16 protein-coding genes are annotated in these 17,418 nt (G+C 38.1%); 1 reads left to right on the top strand and 15 read right to left on the bottom strand.

The window, feature by feature from the left end; translation table 11 throughout:
* The first annotated feature begins 72 nt into the window (after window positions 1-72).
* Window positions 73-1,161: an FUSC family protein gene (locus CRI88_RS18695; RefSeq protein WP_036122179.1), complete on the top strand. Its 1,089-nt coding sequence runs from the start codon at window positions 73-75 to the stop codon at window positions 1,159-1,161.
* 127 nt (window positions 1,162-1,288) lie between these two features.
* Here CRI88_RS18695 and CRI88_RS18690 read toward each other — a convergent pair whose 3' ends face one another.
* The 15 genes from CRI88_RS18690 to CRI88_RS18620 all read right to left on the bottom strand — a co-directional run bounded on the left by CRI88_RS18690 (window position 1,289) and on the right by CRI88_RS18620 (window position 17,271).
* Window positions 1,289-2,323, bottom strand: a complete 1,035-nt coding sequence (locus CRI88_RS18690; RefSeq protein ID WP_058844616.1) for a toxic anion resistance protein — start codon at window positions 2,321-2,323, stop codon at window positions 1,289-1,291.
* 22 nt (window positions 2,324-2,345) lie between these two features.
* On the bottom strand, window positions 2,346-3,977 hold the full coding sequence (locus CRI88_RS18685) for a YceG family protein (protein ID WP_058844617.1): 1,632 nt from the start codon (window positions 3,975-3,977) through the stop codon (window positions 2,346-2,348).
* Between the two features lie 92 nt (window positions 3,978-4,069).
* Entirely contained in the window at window positions 4,070-4,885 is an 816-nt protein-coding gene (locus CRI88_RS18680) for a hypothetical protein (protein ID WP_249649173.1), read from the bottom strand.
* Between the two features lie 8 nt (window positions 4,886-4,893).
* A complete protein-coding gene (locus CRI88_RS18675) occupies window positions 4,894-5,994 on the bottom strand; it encodes a cysteine protease StiP family protein (protein ID WP_058844619.1) in 1,101 nt (366 codons plus the stop codon).
* Window positions 5,991-7,352, bottom strand: coding sequence for a phosphoribosyltransferase family protein (locus tag CRI88_RS18670; protein ID WP_058844620.1), 1,362 nt, complete (start codon window positions 7,350-7,352; stop codon window positions 5,991-5,993). Before CRI88_RS18670 ends, CRI88_RS18675 begins: the two co-directional genes overlap by 4 nt.
* Window positions 7,333-8,526 carry an HpcH/HpaI aldolase/citrate lyase family protein gene (locus tag CRI88_RS18665; protein WP_058844621.1) on the bottom strand — a complete coding sequence of 398 codons (1,194 nt, stop codon included), beginning with the start codon at window positions 8,524-8,526 and terminating at the stop codon, window positions 7,333-7,335. The genes CRI88_RS18670 and CRI88_RS18665 overlap by 20 nt, the downstream gene beginning before the upstream one ends.
* A gap of 83 nt (window positions 8,527-8,609) precedes the next feature.
* Window positions 8,610-9,356 carry a TerC family protein gene (locus tag CRI88_RS18660; RefSeq protein WP_058844622.1) on the bottom strand — a complete coding sequence of 249 codons (747 nt, stop codon included), beginning with the start codon at window positions 9,354-9,356 and terminating at the stop codon, window positions 8,610-8,612.
* A gap of 35 nt (window positions 9,357-9,391) precedes the next feature.
* Window positions 9,392-9,967: a TerD family protein gene (locus tag CRI88_RS18655; protein WP_058844623.1), complete on the bottom strand. Its 576-nt coding sequence runs from the start codon at window positions 9,965-9,967 to the stop codon at window positions 9,392-9,394.
* A 33-nt stretch (window positions 9,968-10,000) separates the two neighbouring features.
* Window positions 10,001-10,582, bottom strand: a complete 582-nt coding sequence (locus CRI88_RS18650) for a TerD family protein (RefSeq protein ID WP_036122212.1) — start codon at window positions 10,580-10,582, stop codon at window positions 10,001-10,003.
* Between the two features lie 30 nt (window positions 10,583-10,612).
* Window positions 10,613-11,230 carry a TerD family protein gene (locus tag CRI88_RS18645; RefSeq protein WP_036122214.1) on the bottom strand — a complete coding sequence of 206 codons (618 nt, stop codon included), beginning with the start codon at window positions 11,228-11,230 and terminating at the stop codon, window positions 10,613-10,615.
* Between the two features lie 284 nt (window positions 11,231-11,514).
* Complete coding sequence (gene nikC, locus CRI88_RS18640) at window positions 11,515-12,411, bottom strand: nickel transporter permease (RefSeq protein WP_036122217.1); 897 nt, start codon at window positions 12,409-12,411, stop codon at window positions 11,515-11,517.
* 12 nt (window positions 12,412-12,423) lie between these two features.
* Window positions 12,424-13,428: an ABC transporter permease gene (locus CRI88_RS18635; RefSeq protein WP_036122220.1), complete on the bottom strand. Its 1,005-nt coding sequence runs from the start codon at window positions 13,426-13,428 to the stop codon at window positions 12,424-12,426.
* Between the two features lie 227 nt (window positions 13,429-13,655).
* A complete protein-coding gene (locus CRI88_RS18630) occupies window positions 13,656-15,272 on the bottom strand; it encodes an ABC transporter substrate-binding protein (RefSeq protein ID WP_036122223.1) in 1,617 nt (538 codons plus the stop codon).
* Window positions 15,273-15,293: 21 nt separating this feature from the next.
* Window positions 15,294-16,283 (bottom strand): ABC transporter ATP-binding protein, encoded by a 990-nt coding sequence (locus tag CRI88_RS18625; RefSeq protein ID WP_058844624.1) that lies wholly within the window; start codon window positions 16,281-16,283, stop codon window positions 15,294-15,296.
* Window positions 16,258-17,271 (bottom strand): ABC transporter ATP-binding protein, encoded by a 1,014-nt coding sequence (locus CRI88_RS18620; protein ID WP_058844625.1) that lies wholly within the window; start codon window positions 17,269-17,271, stop codon window positions 16,258-16,260. The genes CRI88_RS18625 and CRI88_RS18620 overlap by 26 nt, the downstream gene beginning before the upstream one ends.
* Between the last annotated feature and the right edge of the window lie 147 nt (window positions 17,272-17,418).

The following is a 17,418-nucleotide window of genomic DNA, read 5'->3' as shown; positions in this document are numbered from 1 at the left end:
CTATGTATTTTATGTGCACTTCCTTCTATAATGTAAAGAAACTAAAAAATATTAGACAGAAAGGACATCTTTATGAAATTAGGTGCCCGTGTATTTAAAACTGGTGTCGCTATTGTCTTAGCACTGTTTATCGCAGAATTATTAAAGCTCCCTTCACCTGTTTTTGCTGGAATTGCAGCCATTTTTGCGATTCAGCCTTCTATTTATCGTTCATATCAAACTATTGTAGAGCAAGTGCAGGCAAATATTATAGGTGCGACTATCGCCGTTATGTTTGGCTTACTCTTTGGCCATCATGTTGTTGCCATTGGCATAGCCGTCATAATAGCTATTGGTTTAATGTTGAAGTTTAAACTTGAAAAATCGCTTTCGTTGGCGTTGGTGTCAGTTGTGGCTATTATGGAATTTCAAGGCGATGACTTCTTAACGTTTGGATTGATACGCTTTGTTACTATATTAGTTGGAGTGTTAGCAGCATTTGTTGTTAACCTTGTTTTCCTACCACCGAAATACGAGGTAAAGCTATTCCGTAAAATCTATATTTTACAGGACGATATTATTCGTTGGACACGACTTGCTGTACGTCAGGCTTCTGAGCATACATCCACAAAGGGAGCATTAAGTAAATTTAAAAGCCGTATGTTGCGCGTGGATACGCTGTATGATTTATTCAAGGAAGAACGTAATTACTTCAAAAATAAAAAGTATGTGAAAGCACGTAAACTTGTAGTCTATCGTCAAATGATTTTAACTTCCAAAAAAAGCTTAGAATTACTACAGCGTTTGCATAAGCATGAAAACGAATTGGCGCAGCTACCTACACAATTTCACTTGATGATACAGGAGCGACTTGATTCCTTATTAACATACCATGAACAATTGCTCTTGAAATATACAGGGAAATTAAAGCCTGAGCATTCACAGTGGAGTAAAAGCATCGACTATGTCCAACGCAATGAACTGATGGAAATTTTCATCAAGCAAGTCAACTTTGCTCGTGAAGAAGGCGATATGGAATTTTCTAGCTATCACCTACTTTATATACTATCGCGTATTTTAGATTATGAGGAAAATCTAGAGCATCTAGATACACTCATCGTATCCTATCAAAGTCATCATGGACATGAAATCAATGTAGAATTTGAAGAAGAATTTATTTAACTAGCGTTTTAAGCGACAGATGATCTTAAATCAAGGGAGTTTGAACACCCGCTAAATCAAGATTAATCTGTCGCTTTTACTATACAAAAAAATCCTCCAAGTAGTGACCTACTTTAGAGGAAGGGTGTTAGTTTCGCAATGTTAGCAGCTGTTGCTCTGCTTGCTGACGTTTTACCGTTTGCTCATCACGTAAATGCTGATAATTTTCAATACCTGAAACAATAATGTCCCACATTTCTTCAAGGCTCTGTGTTGGGCCTGATTGCTGAGCCATAGCAGTGCTTAATTGCACCGCTTCATCGCTAGCTCCTCCGAATTGCTTCAGACGATTTTCAAAGGCTGATGCAGATTGATTTTGTAATTGTTGTCGCCTATCATTCACTGCATTCATTAATCCCATTTTAAAAACAGGGATGGTCTTAACAAAAGCGCCATTAATTTGTTCCATCAGTTCACTATTGCCATGACGTAGCATTTCGATTTGCGGAGCTGTTAAAATGGCGACCATACGTGATTTTTCTAATTCATCTATTTTTTGTCGGAGCATTTCAGCAATTGCTTGCAAACTATTCAGCTCCATTTTCGCCACCTGATTACCAGCCTCGCTCTGCTTTTCATACATCGGAATCAATGTTGTTTGTACTTCATGTAATTTTATATCAGTAGCTACGATATATTTTTCTAGTTCAAGATAGTACATCAAGTCCTCGTTATATAATCGTGCAAGTATTCGATTATCCTTCGCTAATTCCTCTTCCATCAACACAAAATGATAATGAATTTTCTCAATATCTCTACCCAGTACATTGTATTTGGCAAATAAATCTTCATCATTTTTAGTTTTACGTGCAAATAGCTTTTTAAAAAAGCCCTTTTGCTCAGTAAAATCTTTTTTATCGAATGTCTGCATTAAGGCTTCAAGCTGCTTAAATAATTCATTTGATTCGAAGGAAGTTGAGCGGGTAATAATAGCTAAAATCTGATCTGCAAATGTAGCTAATTTTGTCGCTGGCTCTTTCCCCAGCGCCAATAGTTCTAACTGATTTTTTATATTGATTCGATTGGCCATTTGCTGTACCTCTGCATGGTCTCGCAACTGTTCTTTGACGGTGTCAGCGGTTTCTAAGGTCAGCTGCTCCAACGTCTTCGAGATATTTGACATTCGTGCCGCCTCCTTCCTGCCATTAGAAAAAACGATTAAAGAGTTTTTTAATGATTTTATCGGGTGCAGTTTTTTGCTGTTTTGGTTCTTCATAGGGCAAGTCAAATAGCATATGTTCTAAACGATGTACATCGAATGTATCCTCTTGCAAATGCTTTTCTAAGTCAAGTTGGCCTGTCGGATTATAAAATATAATATCCATACCAAAACGATTTAAAAATGCCAATAATGCCATGTCCTCACGTGATAAAGCTGGTTGCTGAGGTGCTTGATATAATACCAGTTTGGGTACATCTTGTGAATAATCAAAGCTTTGCATTAATCGCAGGATATCCTGAGGAATCATCGTCATTTGTTTGAATAAAAATAACTGTAAATCATATAAAGTCTCATTTGGCTGTTGTTTCAACATGGGCTGCTCGCAGGAAGTTTTTATCGTGTGGGCGATTGCACGCTGTAGCTCCAATGTTAACTCACCATATTGCCACCAATCACTTTGCATAATACGCTCTACTGACAGCTCCCCATTCACTAAACAATGCTTATAATGAAAATGAAAATTGGCTCTGCTTGTTGCTGCATAAGGAAATTCCTGTACAAAAACGGTTTGCGAACTTGCCAGTAATTGATGCATTTGTTGCCAGTATTCTTCTCTTTGGCTTGAAACACCACTAATTTTTGCAAATATGACTGGGATGACTACCTCATCTCCAATCACTTCAAACTGCGGTCGAACCAAAGCCTTCTCTTTTGCATAAATAAAAATATCATCATATGTCATCCGTAATGTTAATGAACGTGGCATAAAATCTTTGAACTGCCAAGGCTTATAGACACCTGATTGTTGATCATGCATTAATTGTTCAAAATGCTGACTAGAGCGATAACCTACCGTTGCCTGCCGATCACGAAGCTTATCAGGAAATGGCTGTAAAGTTGTTTGATTAGCATATGCGTACGTGATAGAGAATGTATCGGTAGGGTCAATCTCTGCCAATTCATCTATTTTAGCTGGATGGAAAATTAAGACGTCACAGCCAAGCTCCATTAATAGTAATAAGAAATAACGCTGACTTATAGTGGCTTCCCCATACCAAACAACTTTAGGAAAATCATCAGTCGGTTTCATGGATTTTGTCCATATAATCCAATGGTTTTTTAGCCACTTCACCATATCAATTAAAAATCGGCGAAAATCATTTGCTAGCAGACCTAACGATTGTTGTTGTTGAAATAGTTCTACTACTTTAATGGTCGCTAATTGTAAATGGCGATTCATAACACCATCATCATGCTTTGGTATTAACTGATGACCATACATCATCGCCACTAGACGATTAATAGATAGCCCTTTTGGCGTTTGTTGATGCTGCGATAAAATTGTTTGTATGGCTTGAAAATCCTTTTGTTCAATATGCTTATTTAATTCTTCACTTAAAATATGGATATTAGCGTTTTGTGACAATGTAAATAACGAATTGAAATAATCATCTTCTTCGATTGGTACACCTAATACACGAACAGCAATCCTACTAAAACTAACTTGTTGTGCTGTTTCCTCATAAAATGCACGATCCTTTGGTGAATCTTGAAACGCCTGTAGCCAATCATCAGGATGACGCTCCAACACTGATTTAATTGTGATTGTTTGCATACAAACGCACCTCCTAAAATCATCCTCAGCATATGCTGAAGCATTCATTTGTCATAGGACGACTCTACCTTATGACAAAAATAATTGAAAGCTTATACTATTGTCTGTTGTGAAGTCATCTGTAAAACCGTATCTAGCAAATCTTTGGTAAATGCTTCACCATTATAAGCCGAGTAAGTTGTATTTTGTAAAACTTTTGGCTGTTTATCCTTTAAATCTCCATGATTCGGTGTAAAAGCTAAATCAGCCATTGCCAGCATTCCATAATCCATAATAGAATCCCCTGCCGCTATATGCACATCGTATGTACAGAACTCTTTCATATATTCGATAGCCGCTTCCTTCGTCAGTACCTTGGGCATAAAATACAATTTTTTACCTTGTAAAAGAACATACCAGCCATACGTATCAAACTCTTGAATCATAGCTTGTAATTCCACGTGTGGTAAAGTTTCAAGATCCACATGGTGTACATAAAACAGATCATCTATATACAAAGAACGTTGTAGCCATGTATCGGATTTAATTGATTGAAAATGCTTTAACAGATCCTCTCGTGGGATTGAAGAATCTTCAATACGTCTACATAGTGTTTTCGTCCATTTTTCAGAGGGCTGGCCCTTTTCTAATATTGTACCCCCATTGCTTGTAATTGCAAAAGCAGGACACATATCACTAATAAAATGAATTCTTTTATATTGATGTAATGCCCTAGTCGTAACAGGTACAAATATTGTTTGTTGGTGTATCTGTTGCAATAGAGATGCTGTTGCCTGCGTCATCATGCTCATTGCTTTCTCCGCCTTGTGTTCAACGACCACTGTCTCTGTAACTGGTGGAAAACTCTCCATCATACGTTGAGAATAAATAAGCGTTCTATCTAAATCCGATGTAAATAGTATCATCATAATCTCCTCTATAATGCTTTGATTAAGCCACAACATGCATAGGACATATTCGAATATTCTTCTACCTGTACATTTTTTTCTTTGGCTAATAATAAAATATGTTCCAATTCATGCAAGTACTGTGGATTAATTAAAATTTTCCATGGTAACCGTCGAAGCAACACTCTAGTCGTCTCACCTACACCTGGTTTGATAAAATGAATATTCTCAATGCCAAAATCGCGTTGAATCTTTTGCACAGACTTCATGCCCTCCCAAGTAATAGGAGCGATAACCTGCTCTTGAAATTGTTGCAATATCGTACTCTGTACATGTTCAAAACATGTGACGATACGTTCTATGTACAGGTTAGAGACATCCATATCTTCTAACTCTTTGTAGTATTTAGCACCATGAAAGTCATTTGCATCCATGAACTGTAAATTTAACACCGTTCTACTCACCAATCCAGATACAGTCGAATTTAAACAAGCAGACGGGATTAAAAAGTCTTGACGAGTTCCATAGATGGTAGCACAATGCCCAGGATCAGCCAATACAGCTAAATTGGCATTTAATTGTCCGGGCTGTTGCGCATTAAATTTTTGACAGGATTGGATTAATTCATTGGTAATTGCCCCTTTTCCTGTCCAACCATCAATAAATTGAAGATTTCCTAGGGGATGCTGTGTCAAAATGTAACGGATCGCTACCTCATCAAACCCTCGACCACGTAGTATAGAAATAGAGTAATGTGGAATATTCACCCTATATCGCATGGCTATATACCGTTTGATTAAAATGCCAATGGGTGTACCTGCCCTTGCTAAACTAACAAGCACTAAGTTTTCTAACCCTCTATTTTCAATGATTTGCTCTGCCACCACTCCAACAGCGATGGCTATTCTCTCTGCATGCGCATCTAACGTTTTATAAAAAAGATTCATATAGGTGTTAGATGGTTGCCTTTCCATTGGTAGCATTTCAGAATAATGTGTGCCTGATTGAATAAGCTGTTCACGTTTTTCATTATCCAGTTCAAGATAAACTTGCCCAATATCACGCAATAAAAATAGAACATCCTCTGGTGCATAGCTCCCCATTTTGTCTGGCTGCAAAGTTGAAATCATTGTTCTACCTCCCATTCATGCATACAAATCACGTAGACCTTGGCGTTACTTAATATTTGTAACTCATTTACCACACGAGCAACAACCTCTTTACTTGCTATACGTTCCACCATAAAGAAAAGTTCCGTGTAGGACTGGCTTTGTATATTATATAAATAATTATCAACGCCATTATTCTCTGGACTTTCAAAGGCTATTTTTTCAGTAATCGTGTATCCTAAATCATCCGTACAATAGATTGGACTACGAGTAGTTGATTGAAAATAAACGTCGTTTCCTAAATAAGAGGCAATTTGCATAGGGACATACATAAACTCACCTGTTCCAATAACTAATGCCGGACCATGTGTACGAAGCTTTTGTAATTGCTTGGCGATGGTCTGTAACATTTTCTTTTGTTGAAAATGCTGTTTTGACGTGAGCATAAATCTCCCTGTTGCTACTAGATAGGGTTGACTATTTACGAATTTATTCTCAGCAATAGATCGATAAAACTTACGATCAATAGATTCTTGAATTGGCCATAGTGTTAGATTATTTGTAGGTTGTGTTAGTATATTAGGCTGTGTGCTCGTTAAGCTTGGTATACCCGAACAGTTAAAGTGTCCACACATGATTGAGATGAACACAATGGAAATACCCCATTGCTCTTCTAATTGCTGAAAAATCTTTTGTTGCTGTTCAGAACGCCAATCTAAAATAGAGAGCACAGCATACTGCTTAACTAACGGAAATTTCCGTCTTAATGTTTGAATGATATTAATAACCGTATTACCAGTAGTAATCTCATCATCAATTAACACAATGCGTTTAGCTTGTAGTAACACTTCTGGCTCCTCAGTATAAATTCTATGGCTTGTCGCATGGGAGTGTTCTTCCTCAAATGTAACAAATGGTTCAAAATCGGGAAGCACTTCACGTGTTGTGTGAATATACATTGCATTCGAATCGTATGCGTTAAATACCGCATGTCCTAGTGCAGTAGCTGTCTCGGCAAATCCAACGAACAATGTTTCTTGTGCTAACTCGAGGCTACCCTCTGTAGAATTTTGTACTTCTGACAAACCCGCACCCTCTTTTAAAGCTTTAACGACTGCTGATGAAGCTGCTACTTTTTGTCCAGTAAGATGCTTATGATACATCATGGCTAGCAGAGTCCCTGTCAGTAAGGGCACTTGCGGGCGCACAGCTAAATGTTTACCAAGTACGGTGCTTACAAACAAAAATTGCCTTTTCTTATTAATACGAGCTGCCATTTTAAACAAGTCGGTTAGCGCAAAATTATGCGGATTGTGGGTAATTTCAATATCGATTGAATAATCCGGTAAAATGCTTAATTTACTCATTTGTTGTTGCATAAACACTACCACCTATTTCTGAATTTAATAAGAGTGAGGCAAAATCGACAGATTCATGATAGACACCATAGACTTGTGCCTGTTTTAATATTCGCTGTGCCCATCTCATATGTGGTTTGATTTCATTCATCTTGTTCGCATAGTGACTTTTCATCACACCTTTGCGACCATCATTATTCTCTACAATACTTAGCGCATCTAAATATTCTTCATAGGAAATGGCATAGAGGGCATGAACAACACGGATATGACTAGGATGAATAATTGTTTTTCCCACAATACCATTTTGTTTATCCATTAACACTTCTTTCATTAATCCATCTAAACAATCGTCTAATAATGCTTTCCTCGTATCAAGAGCTCCCTTTTCACTAAATGGTGTTTCTCTTAATGCAGGCTTTAATACACGCTGATTACTAAAATACTCCCACACAGGCCCCGAGATAACAAACCCATCTTCCTCACGACCAAGGACGTTGACAATATCTGCAATACAATCACGGATCACACTGATATCATAAATGGTCGAGTCCATACGACGACGAATTCCATAAATGCCACAGAAATCAGTGGCACCAATACGTACATTTAATACACGAGCTCTGTATTGATGTAGCACTGCCTTAATGTCTAATAATGCTTCCATGCGAGATTCCTTATATAGCACCTCACGGCTCTCTAAAATCGGCATACCATATAGAATTAAGTCATTTTCTAAAATTGTTTGTTCAAGAAGCTCAAAATAACGGGCGCCCTGTGCTGCTGTAAACTTTGGAAATACATAGCCCGCTAGTATTTCTTGCTTTTTCCCTAAAATAGTTGTTAACCTTTGAAATTGCTCAACATGACGTACACGAATAAAAAGTAATGGTAGATCCTGAAGTAATAATTTTTTTTGTTGATAGAGTGCATATAGCTCACTAATATCCTCCATCAGCTTCGCTTCACAATCTCGTAATTCTATATCGCCTACTGCATCCTCCAGATCAATGACGAGTGATGTGAGTTCTTGATATTTTTGTGATTGAATCAAACTCACAATCGCAGGCATAGAAGCTGGCATATACAGAGTCGCACCTAGAGCATATGATAAAATATCTGGCGTTTCCCACTTAGTAAAAGGCTGTGGCTTCTTAAAAAAAATCGTCTCTGCTTCTGTTGCAAAGTGTTGCATCTAATCCTCTCCCCGATAACTATGCCTTTTGTGAAAAAAGCACTGTATCAGCCTGTTCTATACAGACCAATACAGTGCCTTGTTTACACTGCTGTTTTCTTATTCATCTTGTGAACAATAAACGTCAATAAGAATGCAGCAATTAAAATAATAAAGAATACTTCATGTGAAAGATGGAATCCAAAAATACTAGCAAACATTTTCAATGCAATAATGGCAATTAAAATATAGGCAGTCGTTTCAAGTTCTGGTACTCGTTCAATCAATGAAAGAAATACACCAGCGATGGTACGCATCATAATAATGCCTAAAACTCCACCTAATAAAAGAACCCATACTTGATCGGATATGGCAAATGCCGCTAATATAGAGTCTACTGAAAAGGCGATATCCATTAATTCAACTGAGATAACAGTCGCCCAGAAAGTACCAAAGACTCGAACCATCCAACCTGTCTTCTTAAACTCGTGTGCGTCTCCTTCATCAGTGCTTTTATTTTTAAAATGTAATATGACTAACCACATTAAATAAGTTGCACCGATCACTTTAACAATAGAGAATTTTACGAGGTAAACGCCAATACCGATGAAGAGAAATCGGAAAAAATAAGCCCCAAACATCCCATACATTAGCGCTTTTTTCCGCTGATGCTGTGGAAGATGTTTAACAAGTACTGCTAAAACAAGCGCATTGTCTGCAGACAATAGCCCCTCCATAATAATCAATGAAAAAATAAGGCCCCATGATACTGGATCTGTTAAAACTTGTCCCCACATCTGCCAGTTAAAAAACTGTGCATATGTATTTAATATCTCGTTTATTACATCCACCGAAGATCCCCCGTCATGTACCTATACCCTACTCGTTACTGTAGGCCATATGCGTTGATTAATGCTGCTAGTCCACCCTGATAGCCTGAGCCTACTGCGGCAAATTTCCACTCGCTATTATGACGGTAAAGCTCACAAAATACAACGGCAGTTTCAATACTGAAATCTTCGCCTAAATCATAGCGTAATACCTCTGATCCCGAATCTTCATTTGTCAATCGCACATAAGCATTTAGTACTTGTCCGAAGTTTTGATGACGACCCTCAGCATCATAGATGGTAACCGTTACCACAATCTTTTCAATTTGAGGTGATACTTGCTTTAAGTTGACAAGAATCTTTTCATCATCCCCATCACCTTCACCCGTACGATTATCACCTGTATGAACAACAGATTGGTCTAGACTCGCTAAATTATTATAGAAGATAAAATCTTGTTCATTACGACATTTACCTGATGCATCTAGTAAAAATACAGATGCATCGAGGTCAAAGTCTTGCCCACCATCAAATTGCTTAACATCCCAGCCTAAGCCAATGCCAATGCTATTTAATCCTGGGTCTTGCTTGGTTAAATCAATACGTTGCCCTTTACTTAATTGAATAGCCATTCAAAATCTCCCTTTCTGTCCAAAGATGAAATTTTAGTTTACACTTAAGCCGTAATCATTACATAAAGCAGCTAAGCCACCTTGGTAGCCAGCACCAATTGCATTAAATTTCCATTCTCCATTATGGCGGTATAATTCCCCTACTACGATAGCTGTTTCAATACTGAAATCCTCGCCTAAATCATAACGGATAATTTCCTCGTTGGAAGCAGCATTAACAATACGAATATACGCATTAGACACCATTCCGAAATTCTGACTACGAGACTCTGCATCATGGATTGTTACAGTGAAGGCTAATCGTTGAACATGAGCAGGCACTTGCGTTAATGCAACTTTTACCACTTCATCGTCACCTTCACCAACACCCGTTAAATTATCGCCCGAATGTTCAACTGAACCATTGCCACCTGTTGTATTGTTGTAGAAAATAAAGTCATTTTGATCAGCTACTTTGCCTGTATCAGCCAGTAAAAATACAGATGAATCTAAATCAAAATCATTACCACCGTCATATTTATTTGTATCCCAGCCTAAACCTACAACAACATTTGTTAATCCTGGATTTGTTTTTGTTAAATCTACCTTTTGACCTTTTTGTAGTGAAATTCCCATACTCTTTATTCCTCCTATATAGTCATTTATTTATTGATATCTTCGAACAACATCGCCAAGTTTTATATCATTCGTTCCCGTACCAACTGCAGCAAATTTCCAGTCACTATTATGACGGTAAATTTCTCCACAGACTAACGTCGTTAAATTCGAATAATTATCAGTTAAATTATAGCGAATTAGTTCGCTTCCTGTCCTGTCATCATACACACGAATATATGCATTTTGAATCATACCGAAATGTTGATTACGACCTGCTGCATCATAAATGTTTACAACAAACACAAGTTTGTTATATTGCGTTGGTACAGACGATAGCTCAATTGTAATTACTTCATCATCGCCATCGCCGTCTCCTGTTAAATTATCACCAGAATGGCGAACAGAGCCGCAATTACTTGTTAATTTTCCAAAGTAAACAACATCGTCTCCAGCTATCACCTTATCATCTTGCAGCATTAAGACTGAAGCATCACAGTCTATGCTTCTGCCACTACCACTATTTCTACTAGAAAATAAACCTCCTAAAAAGCCGCCACTTTTCTCTTGCGCTACAGGGTCCCACCCTAAACCTACTTTAATTTTATTTAAACCTGCGTTACCTTTTGTTAAATCAACTCGTTGCCCTTTTTGTAAATTAATCCCCAATTTTAACACCCTCCTCAAATATGTATTTCAACTGAAAGATTATATGGTAAGTAATAATCTACTAAAATAAAATTTTTCTACTTTTTAAGTCTAAAATAACGTGACAAAAAATTCAATTAATGGCTCCTAAAAGATATTTTCGCTTATTTTTAGAAAATCCCTCCTGTTACCTACTACTCTTTAAAACGATTTTGCTGTAAAAGAGTTCCTTTTATTCCCTTTCGTATAGATGGGCAAAATAGCTAAAAAAAACCTTCTAACTAGTAGAAGGCTACAGTATTTAACTAACTTTTCATCTTTGGATCGAGTGCATCTCTTAAGCCATCTCCCATCAGGTTAAAGCCAAGAACCGTTAGCATAATTGCTAATCCTGGGAAAATCATAGTCCAAGGAGCATTTAATAAAAACTTTCGAGCATCTGCTAACATTTTTCCCCACTCAGGTGCTGGTGCTTGAGCGCCCAGTCCGAGGAAGCCTAATGCTGCTGCTTCGATGATGGCAGTCGCAATTGCAAGCGTTCCTTGTACAATAATAGGCGTCATAGAATTCGGCAAAATATGTGAAAATAAAATTCGTGAATCACGCATGCCTATTGCTTTTGCCGAGACAATATACTCTTCTTCTTTGACGCTCAACACTTTGGAACGAATTAAACGTCCAAAATTCGGTATGTTAATAATGGCAATGGCAATTAATGCATTTTGTAAGGATGGTCCTAGTACCGACACAACAGCAATCGCTAATAGCATACTAGGGAAAGCGAGCATAATATCAAAAATACGTGAAATAATTGTATCAATCCATTTACCATAATAACCGGCGATAATACCAAGCAAACTACCCACAATTACCGATAAAACAACTGAAAAAAAGCCTACCCATAGCGAAATCCGTGCACCATGAATGATTCTAGAAAAAATATCTCGCCCAAAATCATCCGTTCCAAACCAATGATCACCTGATGGCGCTAGTAAACGCTTCGATAAATCTTGTTCATTTATCCCTTGTGGTGCAACGAGCGGTCCTACTACAGCAAGTAATATAAAAAATATAACAATCCCTGCACCTATTAAAGAGATTTTGCTCTTTTTAAAGCTTCGCCAGCCCTCTAACCATGGACCGACCGCCCGTTCTTGAACTGGTGCTGCTTCTTTTTTTATGTCAATTGCTCCAGTCATCATTGCAGCTCCCTTCTATTTGTATTTAATACGTGGATCAATCACTGTATACAGTAAGTCCACGATTAAGTTAATCATGATGAAAATAAATGCAACGATTAGAATACCTGATTGAATGACAGGATAATCCCTGAAGCCAATCGCATCATAAATATAACGACCAATTCCTGGCCAACTAAAAATCGTCTCTGTTAGAATGGCACCACCTAGCAGTAACCCCGTCTGTAACCCGATTACCGTTATTACAGGAATAATGGCGTTCTTTAGAGCATGCTTATACACAACAATAAACATTTTTTGGCCTTTTGCTCTTGCAGTACGTACATAATCTGAGCGCATAACTTCTAACATAGAAGATCTTGTGATTCTTGCAATAATAGCCATAGGAATAGTTGCCAGTGCAACCCCTGGTAATATTAATCTCTTTACAACTTCAATAAATTGATCAAAGCGCCCTTGAATGAGCGTATCCAATAAATAAAAATGGGTTATAGAGGTTATTGGATTTCGAACATCCTCTCGACCAGAAGTAGGTAACCAGCCAAGCTGACTACTAAATGTCCACTGTTCCATCAAGCCTAACCAGAATACAGGTACAGATACACCAACTAATGCCACCACCATCGCTGTATAATCGAACCAAGAATTTTGGAACCATGCAGAAATAATACCCGCATTCACCCCAATAACAATGGCAATAATCATTGCGAAAAATGCAAGTTCAGCTGTTGCTGCTAAGTATGGAAAAATTTCTTCTGATACAGGTAATTTTGTACGTAAGGAAACACCTAAATCTCCCTGAAAAATGCCTGCTAAATAACTAAAATATTGTGTATACCAAGGCTTATCTAATCCTAAACTTGCGTTTAACGCCTCGACCGCCTCTTTTGTCGCCTGTTGTCCTAAAATAACTTGTGCTGGATTACCAGGTATTGCGCGTATCAACATAAAGACGATAAAAGTCATTCCAAGCAAAACTGGGATTAGCTGGAGTAAACGTCTCCCCATATAGTGAAGCATCTTCATCACCTCTCTATGATTTTCATAATCTACTTTGAAGTCTTTATATACTGTTGAAAGGTTGAACCTTCACCAAACGATTTTGAATGTTTAGATGAGTGATCTTTCACACAGGAGAAAATGATTATCTATTACTAGAAAAGAATCTGCGAGATTTCCACGGCTTACCCGCAGAAAAGCAAGCAGATTCTTTTAAACTCCTCTATTCAATTAGAAAATGAAGTTTACTATTGAATATCTACTGCATCTAAACGGTCAGAACCTGTAGGATGCGCAATATAATTCGTCACTTTCGCATTAGCAGCTAAAATTGGAATAGAGTGAGCAAGTGGAACCCATGGAGCATCCTCAGAAATCATGACTTGAGCTTGCTTATAAAGTTCATTACGCTTGTCCTCATCAATTTCAGTTTGAGCAGCTGTCAATATTTTGTGTAATTCTGGATTGTCATAGAATGTATAGTTGTTAGAACCGATATTATCGCCGTCTAATAACGTGTATAGGAAGTTATCCGCATCTCCATTATCACCTGTCCAGCCAAGTAAGAATGCATCCGCTTCACCATTTTGTGCTTTTTCTAAATAAGTAGCCCATTCAAATGATACAATTTTAGATTTAATGCCTACATCTTCTAAGTTCTTTTGAATCGCTTCTGCTACTTTTTGTCCGTCTGGCATGTATGGACGTGGTACTGGCATTGCCCATAACTCAATTTCTTTACCATCATAGCCTGCTTCAGCAAGTAATGCCTTCGCCTTTTCAGGATCATACGTATAGCCTGTAACATCATCGTTATAACCTGAAATTACTGGTGGCATTGGGTTTTTCGCTGGTTCAGCTAGTCCTTCATAAAATGCATCCACCAATGCTTGCTTATCAATTGCATAGTTGACTGCTTGACGCACTTTGACATTATCGAATGGTGGTCGAGTCACTGTTAAACCTAGATAACCAACGTTCATAGATGGACGTTCGATTAATTGTAATTTAGCATCGCCTTCGATTGTTGCTTTATCAGATGGACTTAAACCATCAGCCACATCAATATTGCCTGCTAACAAATCATTTAAACGCGCAGAGTTATCTGGAATAGAACGATAAATAACTTTATCTAATTTTGGATAGCCATCAATATAGTAGTCTGGGTTTTTCTCAATCGTTACAGAATCATTACGTACCCAGCTAACAAATTTGAATGGACCTGTTCCTACTGGATTTGCAGATAAGCCTTCTTCATCTGCCTCAAATGCTGTAGGCGAAGCAATCGCAAATGGGGACATGGCTAAATTCTTTAGGAATGGTGCTTGTGGTTGACTTAACTTAAATACAACCTTATAGTCACCTTCAGCAGTAACTGATTCGATTACTTGTTTGTCTCCAACGACAAATTGGGAGCTAAAATAAGGATATTTATCAGTACTTGACTTCCAACGTTCAATATTTTTTACAACTGCCTCGGCATTAAAATCTGTACCATCATGGAACTTCACACCTTCTTGTAGCTCAAAAGTATAAGTTAATCCATCTTCTGAAGCCTCCCATGATTTTGCTAACCCAGGTTGAATCGTTACATCTTGTTCACCGAAGTTTACTAATGTTTCATAAATATTAGCTGTTACCGTAAAAGATTCACCGTCTGTAACAACAGCAGGGTCTAGTGCTACTGAATCTCCACCACGACCATACACTAATATTTTTGGTTCACCACTGCCAGCTGTATCGCCACCAGTTGATGTATCTTTACTACCCGTATCCTTAGTATCTGAGCCGCCACAAGCTGCTAAGATTGTCGAGAGAATAAGGAGTAGCATTACACCTAAAGTCCAAAGCTTCTTTTTCTTCATTAAATTTCCCCCTATGAGTTTTTATATCATTGAATGTTGAAGCGCCTCATAAAGATGGCAAGCAACATAATGACCCGGTTTTACTTCTTGCATTTTAGGTACTACTTGTGAGCATTGCTCCTTTTTAAAAGGACATCTCGTATGGAAAGTACAACCGCTTGGCGGGTTTGATGCACTCGGAATATCTCCAGAAATAATGATCTGTTCCCGTTCAAACATCGGATCAGGAACAGGGACCGAAGATAAGAGTGCCTGTGTATATGGATGAAGCGGTTCAGCATATAAGTCCTCACTCGCTGTCAACTCTACTAATTTACCTAGGTACATTACGCCAACACGATTGCTGATGTGGCGCACTACCCCTAAATCATGGGAAATAAAAATATAAGTCAGCTTTAAATCCTTTTGCAGCTTTTGCAATAAATTTAATACTTGTGCCTGAATGGACACATCTAGCGCAGATACTGGCTCGTCCGCAATAATTAAGCGCGGGTTGGTCATCAAGGCTCTAGCAATTCCGATACGCTGCCTTTGCCCTCCGCTAAACTGGTGCGGATAACGCTTGATATGATATTCATTCAATCCAACAATCTCAAGTAGCTCCAACACCTTTTGTTTCCGCTCTTTGGCATTCCCTATGCCATGAACAATAAGGGGCTCCTCTAAAATTTTGCCGATGTTATGGCGCGGATTTAATGAGGCATAGGGATCCTGAAAAATCATTTGAATATCTCTACGTGCCTTCCTCATTTCATTATTGGATAATTCTGAAATTATTTTACCTGCGAATTCTATTTTACCTTCCGTTGGCTCCAATAAACGCATTAATAAGCGGCCTGTTGTGGATTTACCACAGCCTGACTCTCCAACAATGCCTAATGTTTCTCCCTCAAATACCTCAAATGAAACATCATCCACCGCCTTCACATCCCCAGCATGTGAATTCAGGACACCCTTTCGAATAGGAAAATATTTTTTTAAACCATCAACCTTTAATAACGCTTTCGACACGCTGTTCCACCCCCTGCTTCTCTAGTAAAAAACATCTCGATTTATGGTTCTCTGCTGCCTCAAATAAAGGTGGTGTTTCTTGTAAACAACGTTCCATCGCATGTTCACAGCGTGCCGCAAATCGACAGCCGACCTGGATGCTCCCAGGTTTTGGTACACTACCAGGAATAGAATACAGATTGTCTTTTTTATAACGCATATCAGGTACTGATTGAATAAGTCCTTGTGTATAAGGATGTTTCGGATTAGTAAAAACTTCTTGAATCGGTGCCTCTTCCACGATTTGTCCAGCATACATTACAATCACTCGCTCACAAGTCTCCGCTACAACGCCCAAATCATGTGTAATTAACAACACAGCTGTATTCAACCGTTTATTTAAGTCTTTCATGAGCTGTAATATTTGAGCCTGAATCGTCACATCTAATGCGGTTGTAGGCTCGTCTGCAATTAATACTTGAGGATCACAAACAAGTGCCATGGCAATCATAACCCTTTGACGCATTCCTCCAGATAGCTGGTGGGGGTAATCCTTTAACAATTCCTCAGCCCGTGGTAAACCGACAAGTTTCATAATTTCAACCGCTCTTGCAAACGCATCCTTTTTCGACCATTTAGGATTATGAATTTGAATCGCTTCTTTAAGCTGGTCACCAATCGTAAACAATGGATTTAGAGAAGTCATTGGTTCCTGGAAAATCATTGCAATGTCTTTTCCACGTATTTTTTGCATTTGTTTATCTGTACATAGCGCTAGATTTTTGCCATCTAGCAAAATTTCGCCACCTGTTATTTTCCCTGGTGGTGATGGGATCAATCCCATGATGGACAGTGACGTAACGCTTTTTCCGCTTCCCGACTCTCCTACAATTCCTAAAATTTCTCCTTCATGGACAGAAAAATCGATATCATCTACAGCAGGAATTTGTCCATTATCTGTGAAAAAGGTTGTTTTTAAACCTTTTATTTCTAGTAGCTTCTTCCTCATGCGCAACGTCCCACCCTACCTATATTTTACTTAGTTGTATAATGTTATTAATAGCATACTATAACTTTTGTTAAATTCCCTATTTTCAGATAATTCTACCTAAAAATCTTTGCTCTTTCAATCACTAATATTCTCCAAATTACATAG

Origin of the sequence: Lysinibacillus fusiformis (assembly GCF_002845985.1) — a bacterium.
GTDB classification, from domain to species: Bacteria; Bacillota; Bacilli; order Bacillales_A; family Planococcaceae; genus Lysinibacillus; species Lysinibacillus fusiformis_D.
This window is presented reverse-complemented; position numbering and strand designations above follow the sequence as displayed.

Coding starts and splice junctions, on each gene's coding strand:
- CRI88_RS18695 (WP_036122179.1), top strand. CDS start 73: ATGAAATTAGGTGCCCGTGTATTTAAAACTGGTGTCGCTATTGTCTTA.
- CRI88_RS18690 (WP_058844616.1), bottom strand. CDS start 2,323: ATGTCAAATATCTCGAAGACGTTGGAGCAGCTGACCTTAGAAACCGCT.
- CRI88_RS18685 (WP_058844617.1), bottom strand. CDS start 3,977: ATGCAAACAATCACAATTAAATCAGTGTTGGAGCGTCATCCTGATGAT.
- CRI88_RS18680 (WP_249649173.1), bottom strand. CDS start 4,885: ATGATGATACTATTTACATCGGATTTAGATAGAACGCTTATTTATTCT.
- CRI88_RS18675 (WP_058844619.1), bottom strand. CDS start 5,994: ATGATTTCAACTTTGCAGCCAGACAAAATGGGGAGCTATGCACCAGAG.
- CRI88_RS18670 (WP_058844620.1), bottom strand. CDS start 7,352: ATGCAACAACAAATGAGTAAATTAAGCATTTTACCGGATTATTCAATC.
- CRI88_RS18665 (WP_058844621.1), bottom strand. CDS start 8,526: ATGCAACACTTTGCAACAGAAGCAGAGACGATTTTTTTTAAGAAGCCA.
- CRI88_RS18655 (WP_058844623.1), bottom strand. CDS start 9,967: ATGGCTATTCAATTAAGTAAAGGGCAACGTATTGATTTAACCAAGCAA.
- CRI88_RS18650 (WP_036122212.1), bottom strand. CDS start 10,582: ATGGGAATTTCACTACAAAAAGGTCAAAAGGTAGATTTAACAAAAACA.
- nikC (WP_036122217.1), bottom strand. CDS start 12,411: ATGATGACTGGAGCAATTGACATAAAAAAAGAAGCAGCACCAGTTCAA.
- CRI88_RS18635 (WP_036122220.1), bottom strand. CDS start 13,428: ATGCTTCACTATATGGGGAGACGTTTACTCCAGCTAATCCCAGTTTTG.
- CRI88_RS18630 (WP_036122223.1), bottom strand. CDS start 15,272: ATGAAGAAAAAGAAGCTTTGGACTTTAGGTGTAATGCTACTCCTTATT.
- CRI88_RS18620 (WP_058844625.1), bottom strand. CDS start 17,271: ATGAGGAAGAAGCTACTAGAAATAAAAGGTTTAAAAACAACCTTTTTC.